17 protein-coding genes and 1 pseudogene are annotated in these 17736 nt (G+C 61.7%); 12 read left to right on the forward strand and 6 right to left on the reverse strand.

The features are described from left to right. Nucleotides 1–5: 5 nt before the first annotated feature. The 3 genes and pseudogenes from AC0J1C_RS03970 to AC0J1C_RS03980 all read right to left on the reverse strand — a co-directional run bounded on the left by AC0J1C_RS03970 (nucleotide 6) and on the right by AC0J1C_RS03980 (nucleotide 3466). Nucleotides 6–1469: a bifunctional DedA family/phosphatase PAP2 family protein gene (locus tag AC0J1C_RS03970; protein ID WP_473045708.1), complete on the reverse strand. Its 1464-nt coding sequence runs from the start codon at nucleotides 1467–1469 to the stop codon at nucleotides 6–8. Continuing rightward, nucleotides 1466–2464 carry a GGDEF domain-containing protein gene (locus AC0J1C_RS03975; RefSeq protein WP_473045709.1) on the reverse strand — a complete coding sequence of 333 codons (999 nt, stop codon included), beginning with the start codon at nucleotides 2462–2464 and terminating at the stop codon, nucleotides 1466–1468. The genes AC0J1C_RS03970 and AC0J1C_RS03975 overlap by 4 nt, the downstream gene beginning before the upstream one ends. After that, nucleotides 2461–3466, reverse strand: a pseudogene (locus AC0J1C_RS03980) (GGDEF domain-containing protein). Before AC0J1C_RS03980 ends, AC0J1C_RS03975 begins: the two are co-directional and overlap by 4 nt. A gap of 160 nt (nucleotides 3467–3626) precedes the next feature. On the opposite strand from AC0J1C_RS03980, the gene AC0J1C_RS03985 reads away from it, so the two are divergent. The 10 genes from AC0J1C_RS03985 to lipB all read left to right on the forward strand — a co-directional run bounded on the left by AC0J1C_RS03985 (nucleotide 3627) and on the right by lipB (nucleotide 12710). Continuing rightward, a complete protein-coding gene (locus tag AC0J1C_RS03985) occupies nucleotides 3627–4883 on the forward strand; it encodes a glutamate-5-semialdehyde dehydrogenase (protein ID WP_473045710.1) in 1257 nt (418 codons plus the stop codon). A 5-nt stretch (nucleotides 4884–4888) separates the two neighbouring features. Further along, a complete protein-coding gene (gene nadD / locus AC0J1C_RS03990) occupies nucleotides 4889–5539 on the forward strand; it encodes a nicotinate-nucleotide adenylyltransferase (RefSeq protein ID WP_473045711.1) in 651 nt (216 codons plus the stop codon). A 70-nt stretch (nucleotides 5540–5609) separates the two neighbouring features. After that, a complete protein-coding gene (gene rsfS / locus AC0J1C_RS03995; protein WP_375191964.1) occupies nucleotides 5610–5960 on the forward strand; it encodes a ribosome silencing factor in 351 nt (116 codons plus the stop codon). A gap of 2 nt (nucleotides 5961–5962) precedes the next feature. Then, the gene (rlmH, locus tag AC0J1C_RS04000) at nucleotides 5963–6433 is read left to right on the forward strand and encodes a 23S rRNA (pseudouridine(1915)-N(3))-methyltransferase RlmH (RefSeq protein WP_473045712.1); all 471 of its coding nucleotides are present in this window, start codon (nucleotides 5963–5965) and stop codon (nucleotides 6431–6433) included. 9 nt (nucleotides 6434–6442) lie between these two features. After that, on the forward strand, nucleotides 6443–8338 hold the full coding sequence (mrdA, locus tag AC0J1C_RS04005; RefSeq protein WP_473045713.1) for a penicillin-binding protein 2: 1896 nt from the start codon (nucleotides 6443–6445) through the stop codon (nucleotides 8336–8338). Further along, on the forward strand, nucleotides 8338–9480 hold the full coding sequence (gene rodA, locus AC0J1C_RS04010) for a rod shape-determining protein RodA (RefSeq protein ID WP_473045715.1): 1143 nt from the start codon (nucleotides 8338–8340) through the stop codon (nucleotides 9478–9480). Before mrdA ends, rodA begins: the two co-directional genes overlap by 1 nt. A 159-nt stretch (nucleotides 9481–9639) precedes the next feature. After that, nucleotides 9640–10533, forward strand: a complete 894-nt coding sequence (locus tag AC0J1C_RS04015; RefSeq protein ID WP_375191968.1) for a septal ring lytic transglycosylase RlpA family protein — start codon at nucleotides 9640–9642, stop codon at nucleotides 10531–10533. A gap of 66 nt (nucleotides 10534–10599) precedes the next feature. Then, nucleotides 10600–11766 (forward strand): D-alanyl-D-alanine carboxypeptidase family protein, encoded by a 1167-nt coding sequence (locus AC0J1C_RS04020; protein WP_375191969.1) that lies wholly within the window; start codon nucleotides 10600–10602, stop codon nucleotides 11764–11766. A gap of 30 nt (nucleotides 11767–11796) precedes the next feature. Next, nucleotides 11797–12066, forward strand: coding sequence for an HP0495 family protein (locus AC0J1C_RS04025; RefSeq protein ID WP_473045716.1), 270 nt, complete (start codon nucleotides 11797–11799; stop codon nucleotides 12064–12066). 5 nt (nucleotides 12067–12071) lie between these two features. Further along, nucleotides 12072–12710, forward strand: coding sequence for a lipoyl(octanoyl) transferase LipB (lipB, locus tag AC0J1C_RS04030; protein WP_473045717.1), 639 nt, complete (start codon nucleotides 12072–12074; stop codon nucleotides 12708–12710). 1 nt (nucleotide 12711) lies between these two features. Here the strand turns inward: lipB and AC0J1C_RS04035 are convergent, their stop codons facing one another. Beyond that, nucleotides 12712–13803: a GGDEF domain-containing protein gene (locus tag AC0J1C_RS04035; RefSeq protein ID WP_473045718.1), complete on the reverse strand. Its 1092-nt coding sequence runs from the start codon at nucleotides 13801–13803 to the stop codon at nucleotides 12712–12714. 250 nt (nucleotides 13804–14053) lie between these two features. Between AC0J1C_RS04035 and AC0J1C_RS04040 the strand changes: the two genes are divergently transcribed. Continuing rightward, nucleotides 14054–15499: an ABC1 kinase family protein gene (locus AC0J1C_RS04040; protein WP_473045719.1), complete on the forward strand. Its 1446-nt coding sequence runs from the start codon at nucleotides 14054–14056 to the stop codon at nucleotides 15497–15499. On the opposite strand, the gene AC0J1C_RS04045 is transcribed toward AC0J1C_RS04040, so the two are convergent. Continuing rightward, on the reverse strand, nucleotides 15439–15882 hold the full coding sequence (locus tag AC0J1C_RS04045; RefSeq protein WP_091991730.1) for a YqaA family protein: 444 nt from the start codon (nucleotides 15880–15882) through the stop codon (nucleotides 15439–15441). The two genes, AC0J1C_RS04040 and AC0J1C_RS04045, sit on opposite strands and share 61 nt — an antisense overlap. 154 nt (nucleotides 15883–16036) lie before the next feature. On the opposite strand from AC0J1C_RS04045, the gene AC0J1C_RS04050 reads away from it, so the two are divergent. Then, a complete protein-coding gene (locus AC0J1C_RS04050) occupies nucleotides 16037–16291 on the forward strand; it encodes a GrxA family glutaredoxin (RefSeq protein WP_375191974.1) in 255 nt (84 codons plus the stop codon). A 110-nt stretch (nucleotides 16292–16401) separates the two neighbouring features. On the opposite strand, the gene AC0J1C_RS04055 is transcribed toward AC0J1C_RS04050, so the two are convergent. Then, nucleotides 16402–17664 (reverse strand): 6-phosphofructokinase, encoded by a 1263-nt coding sequence (locus tag AC0J1C_RS04055; protein WP_473045720.1) that lies wholly within the window; start codon nucleotides 17662–17664, stop codon nucleotides 16402–16404. Nucleotides 17665–17736 lie beyond the last annotated feature (72 nt).

Consider the following 17736-nt stretch of genomic DNA (forward strand, 5'->3'; position numbering starts at 1 on the left):
GCCGCCTAGCGGATCTCGGCGGGGGCGGGCTGGAAACCGACCACCGCTTCTTCCCAGGAATGCGCTACGTAGGCGCCGGCGAACAACAGCCAGAGCACGACGGCCGCCGCCAGGGTGATATCCGGCGCCAGTGGTACACGGTCGTAGCGGCTGTAACTGGCCCTCACCGCGCCGGTCACGGCAAGCCCCAGCAACAGTCCGCCGATCACATCGGTAAACCAGTGAACCCCCAGGTAGAGTCGACTCAGAGCCACCGGAATCAGGGGCAGGGACAGCAGCACGTAGTGTTGCCAGCGCTTGCGGTGCCGGCTTTCGCCCGCAACAAAGCTCGCAGCCAGCGTCACCAACAGAGTAATGCCTGCGGCATGGCCGCTCGGAAACGCGCCCGACGACGGCGGTAGCAGGACCTCATGGGGCCTGGGCACTGCGAGCAGTGATTTCAGACTCCACACCAGCAGGATGGTCACCGCCGCAGCCAGTGCTATGTGCAATGCCGCCGCGTAGTAGCCCCTGAACGCCAGGGCGGCGCACGCGAGCACCCCGGCGGCAATCAGCACCGGCGGATCACCCAGCAGGGTCAGGGCAATAAAGGGAGCGTCCAGCAGGGGCTGGCGCAGCTGATCGAACCATTGAAGCGTGGCCTGGTTGAAACCGTCCAGCAGGTGGGTTGAGGTGGCGAGCTGGCCCCACAGAAGGCAGAGTGACGAGGCGCCCAGGGCAAGCAGCAGGGAGGCGAGGGGGAACTCGCCCTCCCTTGCGGGGCGATGATTGGTATAAAGCCGCCAGAACCGATGGGTTGCCTCGTACTGTGCCATCCATCGTTTGAGCCACTGATACAGCCGACTGTCCTCGCCCAGTCCCATCTGGAACCGGAGCACCAGGAAATAGACCAGCACCAGCACTACGACGCTGACGCCTGTTACTGCGTAGAAGTGAGCCGGCGGCCGGATGTCACTGGCCAGAGCGCTGCCGACGACGAAGCCCGGAACAATGTAGACCGGTGCCCAGGCCAGCGCGGAACCGACATTGAAAGCCAGGAAGCGGCGCCAGGACATCATCAGTGCGCCAGCTATCAGCGGAATGATGGGTCTCAACGGGCCAACGAAGCGCCCGATAATGACGCTCTTGCCGCCATGCCGGTGGAAAAACCTCTCCCCCTTGCCAATCAGCACGGGGTAGCGGCTGAGTGGCCAGAGGTCGGTCAGTCGGCCCTGAAGCCGACGGCCGAGAGCGAAGCTTGCGGTATCCCCGGCGATGGCGCCAAGTCCGGCCCAGAGCAGCGCCTCGGGCAGGGGCATGCCGGTTTCCCCGGCCAGAACGGCCACCGCGAACAGGATAGCGACGCCGGGAACCACAATCCCGGCAAGGGCCAGGGACTCAATGAAGGCGGTAACAAACAGCGCCAGGGCCAGCCAGCCGGGGTTGGCGCCGAGCCAGGCCGAGAGCTCGTTCAGCCAGCCACTGCTCATGTCGTGATGGTTTCTCCGGGGCTGAACCAGACCGAATCCGCGCCACGCCTGCGGGCTTCCTCCATGGCCTGGTGCGCCCGCTTGCGGAGCGTGTCGGTGCGGGTGTCACCGCTGCCGCGAGTGGTGCAGCCCAGGCTGACGGTAACACGGCCCACCACCGGCCACTGGTGCTCGGCAATGGTTCGGCGAATCCGTTCAGCGATCACCCGCACGCCTTCCTCGGGTGTGAAGGGCAGAATCAGGAAAAACTCGGCATCCTTGAGCGTGTACAGGGTGTCGCCGGCGCGAATCACGCCGAACAGGTGTTCGGTCATGTTGCGCAGCAGCACCTGGGCCTGGTCCCGGCCATGGAGGTCGCTGATGTCGTCCGCGTAGTCGATGCGCAGGTTGATCACCGACAGGCAATGGCCTGTGGCGATGGCGCGGCTGATTTCTTTCTGCAGTGTCTCGTCCAGGAACCGCGCGTTGTGAGCGCCGGTCACCGGGTCTGTGATGGCGAGGTCTTCTGCAGACTGGGCCATATGGCCGTAGTGCCAGATGTAAAGCGAGGCCACAGCCAACAGCAGAAACAGCCCGCTGATCACCGTGAGAGCTTCGGCCGGGGCCCGGTCAAATAGCAGCACAACTGACATCGGCACCAGCAGCAGGAGTGACAGTGCCAGCCCCTGGCGCAGGGGCAGAATCAGCAGGTTGAGTACCACCAGGGGCATGGCCCAGTGGCTGATGCCGGGCGCTTCCATGCTGAGCAGGGCCGCCAGAAGGCCGCTGTTCAGGCCGGCCAGGATGATCAGGTGGCCTGGCGCCGATAGCTGGTGGCGCCGGCAGATCACGGTGTAGACAGCACCGGCGAAGGTGAGGACTGCCATGCCGGCGGCCAGATAGAAGAGCTCATAGAAGCCATAGCGCAGGTTCTGCATTGCCAGCGTGAAGATGAACACGCAGGCGAGGCCGTAGCCGAAGGCATGGGTCCAGGTACGCAGGCGGGTCTCGGTCATGATGCCTGTCCCCGGCTTGGCTGTGCGGGCTTCGACCAGGCGCTGTAGGCCTGGCTGCGGTTGCCGCCCTGTTGTTGCGCCCGGCGCAGGGCGTTGGCGGCACTCTGTTGCAGGGTGTTGGCGTCATCGCCGATATTCAGTCCGGCAATCCCGGTGCTGACAGTCAGATTCATGCCGTGCGACTCAAGCAGGGTGGCCAGACCCTTGCGGATAATCTCCGCCCTGGTGAGGGCGTCGCCCGTGGAAATGCCTGGCAGGATCACCAGAAACTGGAGATCGGCCACCCGGTAGTAGGTGTCGAAATCCCGGATCTGGGAGTGCAGATACCGGCCGATCCGGGGAAGGATCGAGCGGATATCCTCGTCAGGCTCACTCTCGCTCAGATGCGCATCCAGCCCGATCATCAGAATCGACATGTCGGTGCCTTCACGCTCGCTGCGCTGGATTTCCTTGTGCAGGTCGGCAGACAGGTACTCCCGGGCTGGCGGCCTGGGTCAGTTCATCGGTTCGGCGAAGCGGCGCCAGTTGGCGGCTCTTGTACTCGCGCAGAAAGATCAGCAGTGCGGACAGAAGCACCGTCAGCAAAAAGGCGCTGATCATCTGGTGCCGGTCGGCAAGCCCCACGGCCCACTGGCTTGCGCTGACGGCCAGGCCAATCACTACCAGAGTTACCACAGCCGCTACGGGCGGCGGAACCAGGGCAAAGGCCACCAGCGGCAGAGCGTAGAGCCAGTGGCTGAGCACCCAGGGCCCGGTCCAGAAACTGACCAGCAGAATAAGCAGAAGAACCACGAAAAAACCCTGCTGAACCCTGGGCCACGGCTGCCTCGCACGGCCCGGGTGAAAGGTCCTCCCGGAAACGACCATCCCTGCCGCTGCTGCCGCTGCGGCAGAAACCAGGTGCTCACCGAGCAGCGCGCAGGCAGCCGCGACGGCAACCAGCGCCACAAACCCTGTTCTGGACAGCTTGCTCAACAGGAATTTTTCGGCCATCTGGGCCATGGTGTCCTTCCTTTTTTGAACTCCCTGAAAAAACGTCAGGTAATGCCGGAGTATGGCATACCGCAGCGGTATAATATCTGTTTGGGATGCGTACTTGAAACGGGAAAGGTAAAGTTAGGCCCTTATTCCCGATTCCGCTTTGAAACAGAAAGGTAACAGAATGGATATTGCAGCTTACATGGCCGAGGTGGGGCAACAGGCGCGTGCAGCGGCCACCCGGGTCGCCCGCTCGACCACCGCCGTGCGCAATCAGGCTCTGCTGGCCACCGCGGAGGCCCTTGATTCGGCGCGGGAGGAGCTGGCCCTGGCCAATGCCAAGGATCTGCAGCGCGGCCGTGAAAACGGTCTGGATGCGGCGATGCTTGACCGGCTGGAGCTGACGGGCCAGCGCATTGACGCCATGATCGAGGGACTGCGCCAGGTGGCTTCGCTGCCCGACCCGATCGGCGCCATCACCGACATGACCTATCGGCCTTCCGGTATCCAGGTGGGCAAGATGCGGGTTCCGCTGGGGGTCATCGGCATCATCTACGAGTCCCGGCCGAATGTGACAGTGGAGGCCGCCAGCCTGTGCCTGAAATCCGGCAATGCCACCATCCTGCGCGGCGGTTCCGAATCCATCCATTCCAACCAGGCCATCGCCCGCTGCCTGGCTGAGGGGCTGGCCAGCGCCGGTTTGCCCGAGTCGGCGGTGCAGGTCATCAAGACCACAGACCGCGCCGCGGTTGGCGAATTGATCACCATGCCGGCCTATGTCGATGTGATCGTGCCCCGGGGCGGCAAGGGCCTGATCGAGCGAATCAGTCGCGACGCCCGGGTTCCGGTGATCAAGCACCTCGACGGTGTTTGCCATGTCTACATCGACAGCCATGCAGATCCCGAGAAAGCACTGAAGGTGGCGGTCAATGCCAAGACCCAGCGCTATGGCACCTGCAATACCATGGAGACCCTGCTGGTGGATCGGGAGATTGCCGAGGATATCCTGCCACTGCTGGCCTCGGCCTTCGTTGAGAAAGGCGTGGAGCTCCGCGGCTGCGAGCAGACCCGTGCACTGGTAGAGGGCGTGGCGGCAGCCACCGAGGCCGATTGGGAGGCGGAGTACCTGGCGCCGATTCTGGCCATCCGTGTGGTTGATGGCCTCGACGGTGCCATCGAGCACATCAACCGTTACAGTTCCCAGCACACCGATAGCATAGTCACCGAGAACTACACCCGGGCCCGGCGGTTCCTGACCGAGGTGGACTCGAGTTCGGTGATGGTCAATGCGTCCACCCGGTTTGCGGATGGCTTCGAGTATGGACTGGGGGCAGAGATCGGTATTTCCACCGACAAGATTCACGCGCGTGGGCCAGTTGGGCTCGAAGGACTGACGTCCCAGAAATACGTGGTGTTCGGCGACGGCCACATCCGGACCTGATCGCCATGCATGTGATCTATGGCGGCACCTTCGACCCGGTACACCATGGCCACCTGAGGCTGGCCGTCGAGGTGCGGGATCGCATCGGTGTGGATACCATCAGCCTGGTACCCTGCCACATTCCGCCCCACCGGGACGAAACCGGAGCAACCCCGGATCAGCGGCTCGCGTTGCTCAGGCTGGCCGTTGCCGGGGAGCCCGGGCTGAAGATCGACGACCGGGAACTCAGGCGCCAGGGTGCATCGTATACGGCGGACACTCTGCGCCAGTTGCGCTATGAGCTCGGCCCCGACGAGCCGTTGGCCATGGTGGTGGGCACCGATTCTTTCGCGGGTTTCGACCGCTGGCGTGACTGGCAGCAGATTCCGGAGCTGGCGCATGTGATTGTAGTGCGTCGCCCGGGCGCGGAGGTGTCCACTTCCGGATTGCCCGGCAAGCTGCTGGCCGAGCGGCGCGTAACCGAGCCCCATGACCTGCATTCCAGACCTGCCGGTTGCCTCATCGAACTGGAGCCGCCGTTGCTGGATATCTCGGCCACGGCCATCCGTGAGCGTATCGCCGATGGCCGTTCACCACGTTACCTCCTTCCAGATCCGGTATGGGCGGAAATTCGTCGCCTGAGGCTGTATGGCGCCTGCCCTGACGGGAACTTTTAGTGCTACAATCGCGTCTGAACAGCAGACATCGGGCGGCCATACCGGCAAACGCCCGATCAACAGGGTGATTATGCAGGCAGAGCAACTGAAAGAACTGGTCATCAACGCGCTAGAAGATGTGAAAGCACAGGACATCAGCGTCATCGATGTCCGCGACCGTACCAGCGTGACCGACTTCATGGTACTGGCATCCGGAACCTCCAATCGACACGTCAAATCCCTTGCTGATTCCGTGGTTGGCGAAGCCAAGGACAAAGGCGTGCGTGCCAGCAATGTCGAGGGTGGTGCCGCCAGTGACTGGATTCTGGTGGATCTGGGCGATGTGGTTGTCCACGTCATGATGCCAGCCACGCGGGAATTCTACGATCTGGAGCGGTTCTGGCGCGATGCTCCCGATCTTGGTGTTGCAGGCAGCGAATAATCATGCGGTTACGTCTGATCTGCGTGGGGCAGAAAATGCCCGACTGGGTCAGTACCGGGTTTGCAGAATACGCCCGTCGAATGCCACCGGAATTGCCCCTGGACCTGGTTGAGATCCCCGTGGCCCACAGGGGCAAGAATCCTGACATACCCAGACTGATGCAGCGAGAGAGCGATGCCATCCTGGCCGCCGCCGGTCCCCGTGATCGGGTAGTTGCTCTGGAAGTTGGCGGGCGCCCCTGGTCGACCGAAAAACTGGCGAGCCAGCTTGAAAGCTGGCAGCAGGACGGCCGGGATGTCAGTTTTCTGGTGGGTGGCCCCGATGGCCTGGCGGAGGACTGCCGGAAACGGGCCGACCAGCAGTGGTCGCTGTCACCGCTTACGCTGCCCCACCCGCTGGTACGCATTGTGCTCGCCGAGCAGTTGTACCGGGCCTGGTCAATAACCCGCAACCACCCGTACCACCGGGCTTAGGGGGCTGTCATGGCGTGGGGCGAATTCAAGGATACCGCAGCGGAACGCCGGCTTTTCCAGCGCCGGACGGTGGTTATGCTGGTGTGTGTCATCCTGGCTGTGGGGTTGTTGCTCACCCGCATGTACCAGCTCCAGGTTGTCGAGCACGAAGTGTATACCACCCTCTCGGACAAGAACCGGGTGCAGGTGCAGTCGGTGCCACCGCCCCGTGGTCTGGTGTACGACCGAAATGGCGTGCTGCTGGCTGAGAACCGTCCGGTGTTCAGTGTCACGCTCGTGCCTGAACGTGTGCAAGGCATGGACGAAACCCTGGCCAGGCTGGGCGAATTTCTCGCCATCTCTCCCGAGGATCTGGAACGTTTCCACCGGCGCCTGGAAGAGCCCCGTCGGCCCTTTCAGGAGATCCCCCTGCGGTACGACCTGACCGAGCAGGAAATGGCCCGGCTGGCCGTGCATCGGCATGAGCTCCCGGGCGTGGAAGTGGAAGCGGAACTGGTGCGCTACTACCCGCACAGTGAGCTGACCGCCCATGCCCTGGGCTTCGTTGGTCGCATAAATCGCGAGGAATTGCAGCGGATCGATCCGGTCAACTACGCCGGTACCAACTACATTGGCAAGTCCGGCATTGAGCGCTTCTACGAGGAAATCCTGCACGGCAAGGTCGGCTATCAGCACGTGGAAACCAACGCCCGGGGTCGAACTCTGCGTGTGCTGGAGCGGGAAAATCCTGTGCCTGGCGAGGATCTCCAGCTACACCTGGATCTGCGCCTCCAGCAGCGCGCCCACGAACTGCTGGACGGGCGTCGCGGCGCCATCATTGCCATCCAGCCCGACACCGGCGGGATCCTGGCCCTTGCCAGTGTGCCCGGCTTTGATGCCAACAAGTTCGTCACCGGCATCAGCGTGGATGATTATCGGGAGTTGAGCGACAGCAAGGACAAGCCCCTGTTCAACCGGGCCCTCAGAGGGCAATACCCGCCCGGCTCCACACTCAAGCCCATGCTTGCCGTTGCCGCCCTCGACAGCGGCGCCACCACCCGCGATTACACCATCTGGGACCCTGGTCATTTCCGCCTGAACGAGGGTGGTCGGGTCTGGCGCGACTGGAAGCGAACCGGTCATGGCTGGGTGGATCTCAAGGACGCCGTTGCCGAATCCTGCGACGTTTACTTCTACGAGGTGGCCACCGAGATGGGGGTGGACACCATGTACAGCTATCTGTCCCGGTTCGGTTTCGGAGAAGACGCGGCACTGGACGTGTCCGGTGCCCTGAGCGGTCTGCTGCCGTCCAGGGAGTGGAAGCGCGCGGTGCGCAACGAGCCCTGGTACCCGGGCGATTCGGTCAACCTGGGTATTGGCCAGGGTTTCATGCTGGCGACGCCGCTTCAACTGGCAACGGCGACCGCGTTGATCGCCAATCGGGGCGAGTGGGTGGAGCCACGGTTGTTGAAAGACATCAGGGGCGATCATCCGGTCGATGAGTTCCTGCCCGAGGAAACCCACCAGCCGCTCACCCTGGAAAACCCGAACGACTGGGAGTACGTGGTCGAATCCATGGTCGAGGTCATGCATGGCCGCAAGGGTACGGCCCGCGGCGCGGCTGCCGGAGCATCCTATCGGATGGCCGGGAAAACCGGCACGGCCCAGGTGTTCAGTCTTGCCGAGGACGAGGAGTACGACGCCGAGGAAGTCAGAGAGCGGCTGCGCGATCACGCCCTGTTTGTCGGTTTCGCCCCGGTGGATGACCCCCAGATTGCCGTTGCCGTGATTGTCGAGAATGGCGGTAGCGGCAGTGGTACCGCAGCGCCGGTAGCCAGGGCCATGTTCGATTCCTGGCTACTGGAATTCGGTAAAGAGGCGGACGCAACGCTGGTCAGCGATGTCCGGGCACGGGGAAGCGACTGATGGCGATCAAGGCAATACTGGATCCGACGGCCACGAACCCCCTGGGCAGGCAGCGAAGTCTGTGGTCGGCGCTGCACATTGATCCCATTCTGCTGGGGCTTCTGATTCTGCTGGTATCCGGTGGTCTGTTCGTACTCTACAGCGGTGCCGATCGAAACCTGGAGGTGGTCAAGGCACAGGGTATCCGTCTCGCGGTCGCGTTTGTGGTCATGCTGGTGTTTGCGCAGCTTGATCCCTCGGTATTCCGGCGCTGGGCGCCCTGGCTCTACGGTGTTGGTCTGCTGGCGCTGGTCGCGGTGCTGCTGGTGGGTGTGGGTGCCAAAGGGGCCCAGCGCTGGCTGGCCGTTCCGGGTTTGCCGAGGTTCCAGCCTTCGGAACTGATGAAACTGGTGGTGCCGATGATGGCCGCCTGGTACCTGTCCCGGCACTTCCTGCCACCAAGGCTCCGGCAGGTGGCCATCGGGCTCGCCATTGTCCTGGTGCCGATGGCGATGATCATCCAGCAGCCGGACCTGGGCACCTCACTGCTGGTGGGTATGGCCGGCCTGTTTGTGGTGTTCTTTGCCGGCATCAGCTGGAAGCTGATCGCAGCGTTCGTCGCCATGGTGTCGGTGTCGGCGCCACTGATGTGGTTCTTCGTCATGCGCGACTACCAGAAGCAGCGGGTTTTGACGTTGCTCGACCCCCAGAGCGACCCTCTGGGTGCGGGCTGGAATATTATCCAGTCCAAGACCGCCATTGGCTCCGGCGGAGTTGATGGCAAGGGCTGGCTGCAGGGCACCCAGTCCCATCTGGAATTCCTGCCCGAGAGCCACACCGATTTTATTGTGGCGGTGCTGGCCGAAGAGTTCGGCTTTATCGGTATGTTGGTCCTGATGTCTGTGTATTTCCTGATCATTGTGCGCTGCCTCTACATTGCCTCGACCGCGCAGGATTCATTCAGTCGCCTGCTCGCGGGCGCCCTGACCATGACCTTCTTTATCTACATCTTCGTGAACGTGGGCATGGTGAGCGGCCTGCTCCCGGTGGTTGGTGTGCCCTTGCCGCTGATCAGTTACGGGGGCACCTCCAGCGTCACCTTGATGGCAGCGTTCGGGGTTCTCATGTCGATCCACACCCACCGAAGAATGATCAGTGCGTGACGAGTCGGGGTTGCCCCATGCCCTTGGGCGTGTGTCGCCCGAGGAAGTATGGAGGCCGGGTAATGGAGATTCGCCGAAGGAACCCGTTACAATGAGGAAGGCAAGACCAACAAATGAAAACGATGGTCGATATCGCGTGTGTATGAGGATCTCCGGACTGTGAACAGCCTGTCTTTCCCGAACGTCCTGCTGGCGCTGCTCGCGGCCATTCTGCTTGTCGGTTGCGCTTCCGCGCCGCAAACGGACCATTCCTCCCGCTACACCATTGCGCAGGATCGGGCACCGTCCGGCAGCTTTGATGTCTCGGGGCTCGACGACGCTGTGCCGAAGTACGAGGCCCCCCGCCGGGCCGGAAACAAGTCGCCTTATACGGTCTGGGGCAAGGAATACCGGGTACTTGCCAGCAACGATGGCTACGTGGCGCGGGGAACGGCGAGCTGGTACGGCGAGAAGTTCCACGGCCACAAGACATCCAACGGCGAAACCTTCGATATGTACGCCATGACTGCGGCCCATAAATCCCTGCGCATTCCCGGATATGCCCGGGTAACCAATCTCGACAACGGACGGTCGGTGATCGTGCGGGTGAATGACCGGGGGCCGTTCCACAGCGATCGGATCATTGATCTTTCCTACGCGGCGGCCAAGAAACTCGGGTATCAGGCACGCGGTACCGCGAGGGTGGAAGTGGCGGCCATTACCGTCAAGTCGGACGGTTCGATGTTTCTTGCCGGCAAGCCTTTTGTCCCCGGAGATACCGCGATGTACGCGGAAAACCCGGTGCGAGCCAGTGGCGACATAGCCATGGAAAACCGGGCTCTGTTTGTCCAGCTGGGTTCTTTCAGCAGCCGCGATCCGGCAGAGAAACTTCTCAGCCAGGTTCGCTCGGTACTGGAGAATCCTATGCGGGTGCGGGCTGTTGATACGGCTGAGGGCCGGTTCCATCGCGTGCAGGTGGGGCCGTTCAGCGACGAGCACAGCGCGCGGCAAACCCAGAGCGTGCTGGAAGCCCGAGGGTTCGACAGGTCAATCCTGCTGACCGATACCCATTAAAAACGTGTCGGGCGGAGAACCCGGGCATAAACCAGAAAATACACCTAACGACGAATGAATGGACCCATGGCTTTGAATCCTGTTTTCAGAAACCTGACTCTCGTGTTTGCGCTCATGCTCGCCCTGGTGGGCAAGGCAGTGGCCCAGTCGGTGCTGATCCCGTCGCCACCCCAGATTGCCGGCAGTTCCTACGTGCTGATGGATCCGAAGAGCGGACGCATCATCATGGAGGAGAACAGCCATGAGCGGCTGCCGCCGGCCAGTCTGACCAAGATGATGACCGCCTACATTGTCGAGCGCGAGCTCGATGAAGGCCGTATCTCCATGAGCGATATGGTGCCCATCAGCGTAAACGCCTGGAAAACGGAAGGGTCGCGGACATTCGTGCGGGAAGGCACCGAGGTATCCGTGGAAGACCTGCTGCGAGGCGTGATCATCCAGTCCGGTAATGACGCCTCCGTGGCGCTGGCGGAGTTTGTGGCCGGCAGTGAAGGGGCGTTTGTGGATATCATGAATCAGCAGGCGCAGATTCTTGGCATGAAGGATACCCACTTCGAGAACGCCACGGGGCTGCCGTCACCGGATCATTTCTCGACCGCCTACGATCTCGCCCTGCTGGCCCGGGCGATCATCAACGATTATCCCGAGAACTACCCGCTGTACGCCGAGAAACATTTCACCTACAACAACATTCGCCAGCCCAACCGCAACAGCCTGCTGTGGCGGGACGACAGTGTGGATGGTCTGAAAACCGGCCACACCGAAGAGGCGGGCTATTGCCTGGTGGCCTCGGCCAAGCGTCAGGACACCCGGTTTATCGCCGTGGTGATGGGCACCAGCAGTCCCGAGGCACGGTCCCAGGAAGTACAGAAAATGCTCAATTACGGTTTCCGTTACTATGAGAGCGAGCATCTGTTCCGGGCAGGGCAGGAACTGATGACCGCCCGGGTCTGGGGTGGCCAGTCAGAGCAGATCTCCGTGGGCATGACAGACGACGTGTTCGTCACTATTCCCCGGGGCTCCAGAAACAGCCTCGAATCGACCGTTGAGCTTGATTCCGTGATCAAGGCACCCATAAAGGTGGGAGACGAGCTTGGGCAGGTGAAAGTATCGTTCAACGGCGAAGTGCTGGTGGATCAGCCGGTACTGGCCCTGACTGACGTGCCCGAGGGCGGGTTTTTCAAGCGCCTGTGGGACGCCATCAAGCTCTTTTTTGTTCAGTTGTTTCAATAGGGTGACGTGAATCCCCGGGAGTCCTGCGGCATGAGCCAGCCGAAAGCACCAAAAATCGAATTTCCCTGTGACTACGTGATCAAGGTGATCGGCAATGCCGCGCCGGACTTCACCGAGTTCGTCGTGGAAGTGGTGGAGCAGCATGCACCCGGCATCAGCGAAACCGACATTACGGTCAACCAGAGCAGTAAAGGGCGCTTCTCATCGGTCCAGCTCCGGATTGTCGCCACCGGCGAAGATCAGTTGAAAGCGCTGTTTGAAGAGCTCAAGGCCAGTGGCCGGGTACATATGGTGCTCTGACCGCCATGGCAAAACTGATTGTCCGGTCACTGGGCGAGCAGCCCTATCAGAAAACCTGGGAGGCCATGAGATCGTTCACGGCAGAGCGGGATGACTCGGTCGCCGACGAGCTCTGGTGCCTGCAGCACCCGAGGGTCTACACCCAGGGCCAGGCCGGCAAGGCCGAGCACATTCTGGCGCCGGGCGATATCCCCGTTATCCAGGTGGATCGTGGTGGGCAGGTGACCTATCACGGCCCCGGACAGCTCGTGGTATACCTGATGATCAACCTGCCACGGCGCAAGATGGGCGTGCGTACCCTGGTGGACCAGATCGAGCAGGGCATTGTTCGCACCCTGGCAGGCCTCGGAGTCGAGGCAGCGCCACGGCCGGATGCTCCGGGCGTGTACGTGGACGGCTCCAAGATTTCCTCCCTGGGGTTACGGGTTCGTCGCGGCTGTTCGTTCCATGGCCTGGCTCTGAACGTGGACATGGACATGGAGCCGTTCCAGCGCATCAACCCCTGCGGCTACGCCGGAATGGCCATGTGCCAGGTGCGGGATTTTGTGCCCGGTACGACCGTCGCGGACGTTCAGGAGAGATTGGCGGCCGAGCTGGTGGCCGGTCTTGGCGAGTCTGACGTCGAATTCCGGAACGGCTGGTAAATCAGGCGGCGACAGTCTCCTCGTCGCCGCAGGCCCGATTGCGGCCCCGGGATTTCGCCCGGTAGAGAGCCTCATCACAACGCTGTAGCAGGCGGTCGATGGATTCGGCGCGCCTGATTGAGGCGACGCCCACGCTCAGTGTGGCCTGAATCGGGCCCTGTTCAGTGGCCACTGTCTTGCGGGCAAAAGCCTCCCGGATGCGATTGGCGGAGTTCAGCGCATCCGCCGGGCCAGTCTCTGGCAGCACCACCAGATATTCCTCACCGCCCCAGCGAGCCACTGTATCCACCCGGCGGCATTCCTCCCGCAGCGTGTTTGCCACCTGCACAATCAGCTCATCGCCAATGTGGTGGCCATGGTTGTCGTTGACACTTTTGAACAGATCAATATCCAGCAGCAGCACCGAAAACGTCCGGTCATGGCGGAGGTAGCGCTGGTACTCGGCCTCGAGCTGCTCCAGGGCTTCCCGACGGTTGGCAAGCCCGGTAAGTGCGTCATGCTTGGCGGCGTACTCGAACTCCGCCGCCAGTTTCAGCAGGCCCAGTTTGCTTCGCCGGCGGCTTTGATCAAGTATGTAGCAGGTCACCATCTCGAAACCCAATACGGCGATCATGGTCAGGCGGAAGCTGGTGCTGTAGGGCGGCGAGAACAGCAGCTCACCCAGGGGGCTGAACAGCAGGATAACGGCAGCGAAACCCCCGCCGCAGGCGATCACGCCAATACGCGATTCGCTGATGTAGAAAATGATCGGAGGGTAGGCAAACAGCCAGATGATGGCCGAACCGTCTTCCACCGCATGCACCGCCAGGTAGGTGAAGAGGACGGTGATGATGGTGATGAATGCCCGCCGCTGCAGGGTGCGATGCCCCGAGATCCAGTACACAATCGAGTTGACGGCCAGCAGCGCCGCGAAGCCCACCAGCAATGGAGGCACCACGGGGTCCTCGCGGAAGCTCGAACGCCAGGCGAAGAAGCATAAGAGAGGCACGGCGACCATGGTCAGCCAGTTGATCAGGACCGGTACCGGGATTTCGCCCTTGACCCGGAACTGGGACAGTTCGGTGTCCGGCGTTTTGCGCGCAGCAGTCGACATGTTCGGATCTTGTTCTTGTGATAGCCGTTTTTTGACCTTATGAATACTGAAATACTAGACCGGAACAGGGGCCAAAACTGTGTCGAATCGTAAACAATCGTTTGCTTTGGTCGACATGGCCCGAATTGGCCGGACATTGGCCCAAGGGCCGGAGATCGATGGTCTGCCCGGTTAGGTCAGCCTCGCGTTACATCCGTATAATGGGGTAGGCGCCAGAGCTGGTGAAATTCTCCGATCCAAACAGGTCACTATGTCTTCCAGACGTTCAGGAAAATCGGTAGCCCGCATCAAGACAGGCAGTTTCGAACGCCGACTGAGCCTCACCCGTGCGGGCCTGTTCGCCGGCACCCGCATGGCATCCCACATGGCCACCAACTGGTTCAGCAGTCGCGAAAACCGCGAGAAGCGCCATCGGGCCATGCTCTCGAGCCAGGCCCGTTTCCTGGTGGATGAGCTCGGGCAACTCAAGGGCAGTGTGGTCAAGATCGGTCAGGTCATGGCTTTGTACGGCGAGCATTTCCTGCCTGAGGAAGTCACCGAGGCCCTGCACACACTGGAAGACCAGACCACCTCCCTTGAGTGGCCGGCCATTGAGCGGGTACTGAAAAGCGAGCTGGGTGCCGACCGCCTGGCCCAGCTGGAAGTAGAGCCGGAGCCTATCGGGGCGGCATCTCTGGGGCAGGTGCATCGCGCCTGGCGTCGAAGTGACGGTCTTGAGCTGGTGCTCAAGGTTCAGTACCCCGGCGTGGCCGATGCGGTGGACAGCGACCTGAACGCGGTGGCGCAGCTGTTGCGGGTAGCGAGGCTGGTCAGCTTCGGCCCCGAGTTCAATGACTGGCTCGAGGAAGTCCGCGAAATGATGCACCGGGAGGTGGATTACCGGCTCGAGGCCAAGACCACCGAGAAGTTCCGGCAGATGCTGGCCTCGGATCCCAGGTTTATCGTACCCAGGGTGCTGCCCGAGTATTCGACGGCCCATGTCATTGCCTCAACCTACGAGCATGGACACTCGGTCAGTTCCCAGGCCGTGAGAGAGTTGCCTCTGGCGCGTCGCACTGCCCTCGGGGAGGCGGCTCTGGAACTGTTCTTCCGGGAGCTGTTCGTATGGGGCGAGATCCAGACCGATCCCAACTTCGGTAATTACCGCATTCGGATTGCCGGAGAGGAAGGTGAGGACCCTGGCTATGATCGCATCGTGCTGCTCGATTTCGGGGCGGTGCAGTCCTACTCCGACCAGTTCCTGCAGCCGGTGATCCAGATGATTCGGGCGTCCTATGAGAACGACCTGCAGGGTGTGATCGACGGCGGTGTCAAGCTGCGCTTCATGAGCCGGGACTGGCCTGACGATGTCCTGGAGAAGTTCGGAGCGGTGTGTATGTCGGTACTGGAGCCGCTCTCTTCGGACCGGTCGGCCTGGCCGGATTACGCGGTGAACAGTCACGGTGAGTACCGCTGGAAACAGAGCGATCTGCCGTCTAGGGTGGCGCGCCACGCCGCTCGTTCCGCGATCAGCCGCTATTTCCGGGTGCCGCCAAAGGAATTCGTGTTCCTGAATCGCAAGCTGATCGGCGTGTACACGTTCGTGGCGGTGTTGCATTCCGAGTTCAATGGCGAACCGCTGCTGCGTAAATACCTCTACGGCGAAGGCGACGATGCGCCGGACGCCTCGGCAACCAGCCAGAGTACGAAGGCATAGCGCGCCCCCTTGCCAATACCCACCAGAATGACAAAGTTCAGCCAGGGCACGCGCATGATTCCACCCACGAGGGTCAGCGCGTCGCCGCCCAGGGGCAGCCACCCCATCAGCAGTGACCACTGGCCGTAACGGTTAAACCGGTTCCGCGCCTTGTGCAGCTGCAGCTCGCTGATTGGAAACCAGCGTTTGTGTTTGAAGCGATCCACCTGTCTGCCGATGATCCCGTTAACGACAGAGCCCAGTGTGTTGCCGAGCGTTGCCCAGAACCAGAGCCACCACCAGGAAAAACCCTGGGTAACCAGGGTGCCGAGCAGGACTTCCGAATAGGCAGGTAGCAGTGTGGCGGCAGCAAACGCGGTCAGGAATAACGTCAGGTATGCCACCGCTTCCTCCTTTGATGCTATGAATGGCGCCAAAGCCTCATGGCTGGCCGCTATGGTGTCGATTCAAAGCCTTAATTTTCAAATGACCGGCTCCGTGTCATCATTCCAACAGATTTACGCGTTACATTCACCGCCAATTCCTGCGGAGGGCTTTATGGAGCAGGTGACCATCTACGGCCGTTCGAGTTGTGGCTTCTGTGTGCGGGCGAAGCACCTGTGTGAGGCCAGGAACATTCCTTATGTCTGGATTGATATGGTTGAAAAGGGCATGAGCAAACAGGACATTGCGAACGAGATTGGCCGGCCGGTCCACACCGTGCCACAGATTCTGGTGGGCAGGGACTACGTGGGCGGTTTTGACCAGTTCTATGCCTGGGTCCGCGATCATGAGACGGAACTGACGCGCTAGCGGCTTTACAGTCCGAAGCGAGTCAGGAGGCGGGCCCGGCGGAAACTCCGCCAGGCCCTGATCGACTTCTCGCTCCGGGAATTCAGCCCCCGGGGGTTGGGGTGAGTGCCTCAGAGCTGGAACTCGGTTTTCAGTTTCCGTTCCACCAGCTGGTTCTTCAGCATGGCCACACGGGGCAGGCCATCGTCAAACGGTGGGAAGCTCTCGCCAGCAATCAGCGGTGCCAGATAATCCCGGCAGTCCTGGGTGATGCCGAAGCCATCATCGGTAATGTAGTGGATCGGCATTTTCTTTTCCTGGTTTGCCACTTCGCTCAGCGGCGCTTCTCCGATCTTCCAGCGGTAGGGTTTGGCCTGCTCGCGCACAATGGTGGGCATGAGGGCCTGCTTGCCGTCCAGCGCCATCTCCACCGCAGCCTTGCCTACGGCATAGGCCTGCTCGACGTCAGTGGCAGAGGCAATGTGCCGCGCGCTCCGCTGCAGGTAATCCGCCACGGCCCAGTGATACTTGTGCCCCAGTGCCTGCTTCACCATGTTGGCCAGGGCCGGTGCCACGCCGCCAAGCTGGGTGTGCCCGAAGGCGTCCTTGGCGCCAGCGTCGGCCAGGAAACGGCCATCCTCGTACTGGGCACCCTCTGAGGCGACCACCACACAGTAGCCGTATTCCTTCACACAGTGATCCACGCGGGCCAGGAAGGTCTCCCGGTCAAACGGAATCTCCGGGAACAGGATGATGTGAGGCGGCTCGCCCTCACCCTGTCCGGCAAGGCCACCGGCGGCGGCAATCCAGCCGGCATGGCGTCCCATCACTTCCAGGATGAACACCTTGGTGGAGGTTTCGCACATGGATTTGATGTCGAGGCTGGCCTCCAGAGTGGAGGTGGCAATGTACTTGGCCACGGAGCCAAAGCCCGGACAGCAGTCGGTGAACGGCAGGTCGTTATCGACGGTCTTGGGAACACCGATGCAGGTAATCGGATAGCCCATGCGGTCGGCAATCTGGGACACCTTGTAGGCGGTGTCCTGGGAGTCGCCACCACCGTTGTAGAAGAAGTAGCCGATGTCGTGGGCCCGGAACACCTCGATCAGTCGCTCGTATTCGCGACGGTTCTCCGAAATGTTCTTGAGCTTGTGCCGGCAGGAGCCGAAGGCGCCGCCGGGCGTATGGATGAGGGCCTGGATGGCGTCGTCGCTCTCGAGGCTGGTGTCGATCAGCTCTTCCTTCAGCGCTCCGATAATGCCGTTGCGCCCGGCATACACCTTGCCGATTTTATCCGGATGCTTGCGGGCGGTCTGGATAACGCCACAGGCACTGGCATTGATGACGGCGGTGACACCGCCGGACTGAGCGTAGAATGCGTTCTTGATAGCCATCTCGGGCTGGGGCCTCCTGCTGGTTCGACAATGGCGCTGATGATACGCCAAACAACGCGATTTTTCATGGGC

The sequence above is a fragment of the Marinobacter sp. E2 genome (assembly GCF_055755345.1).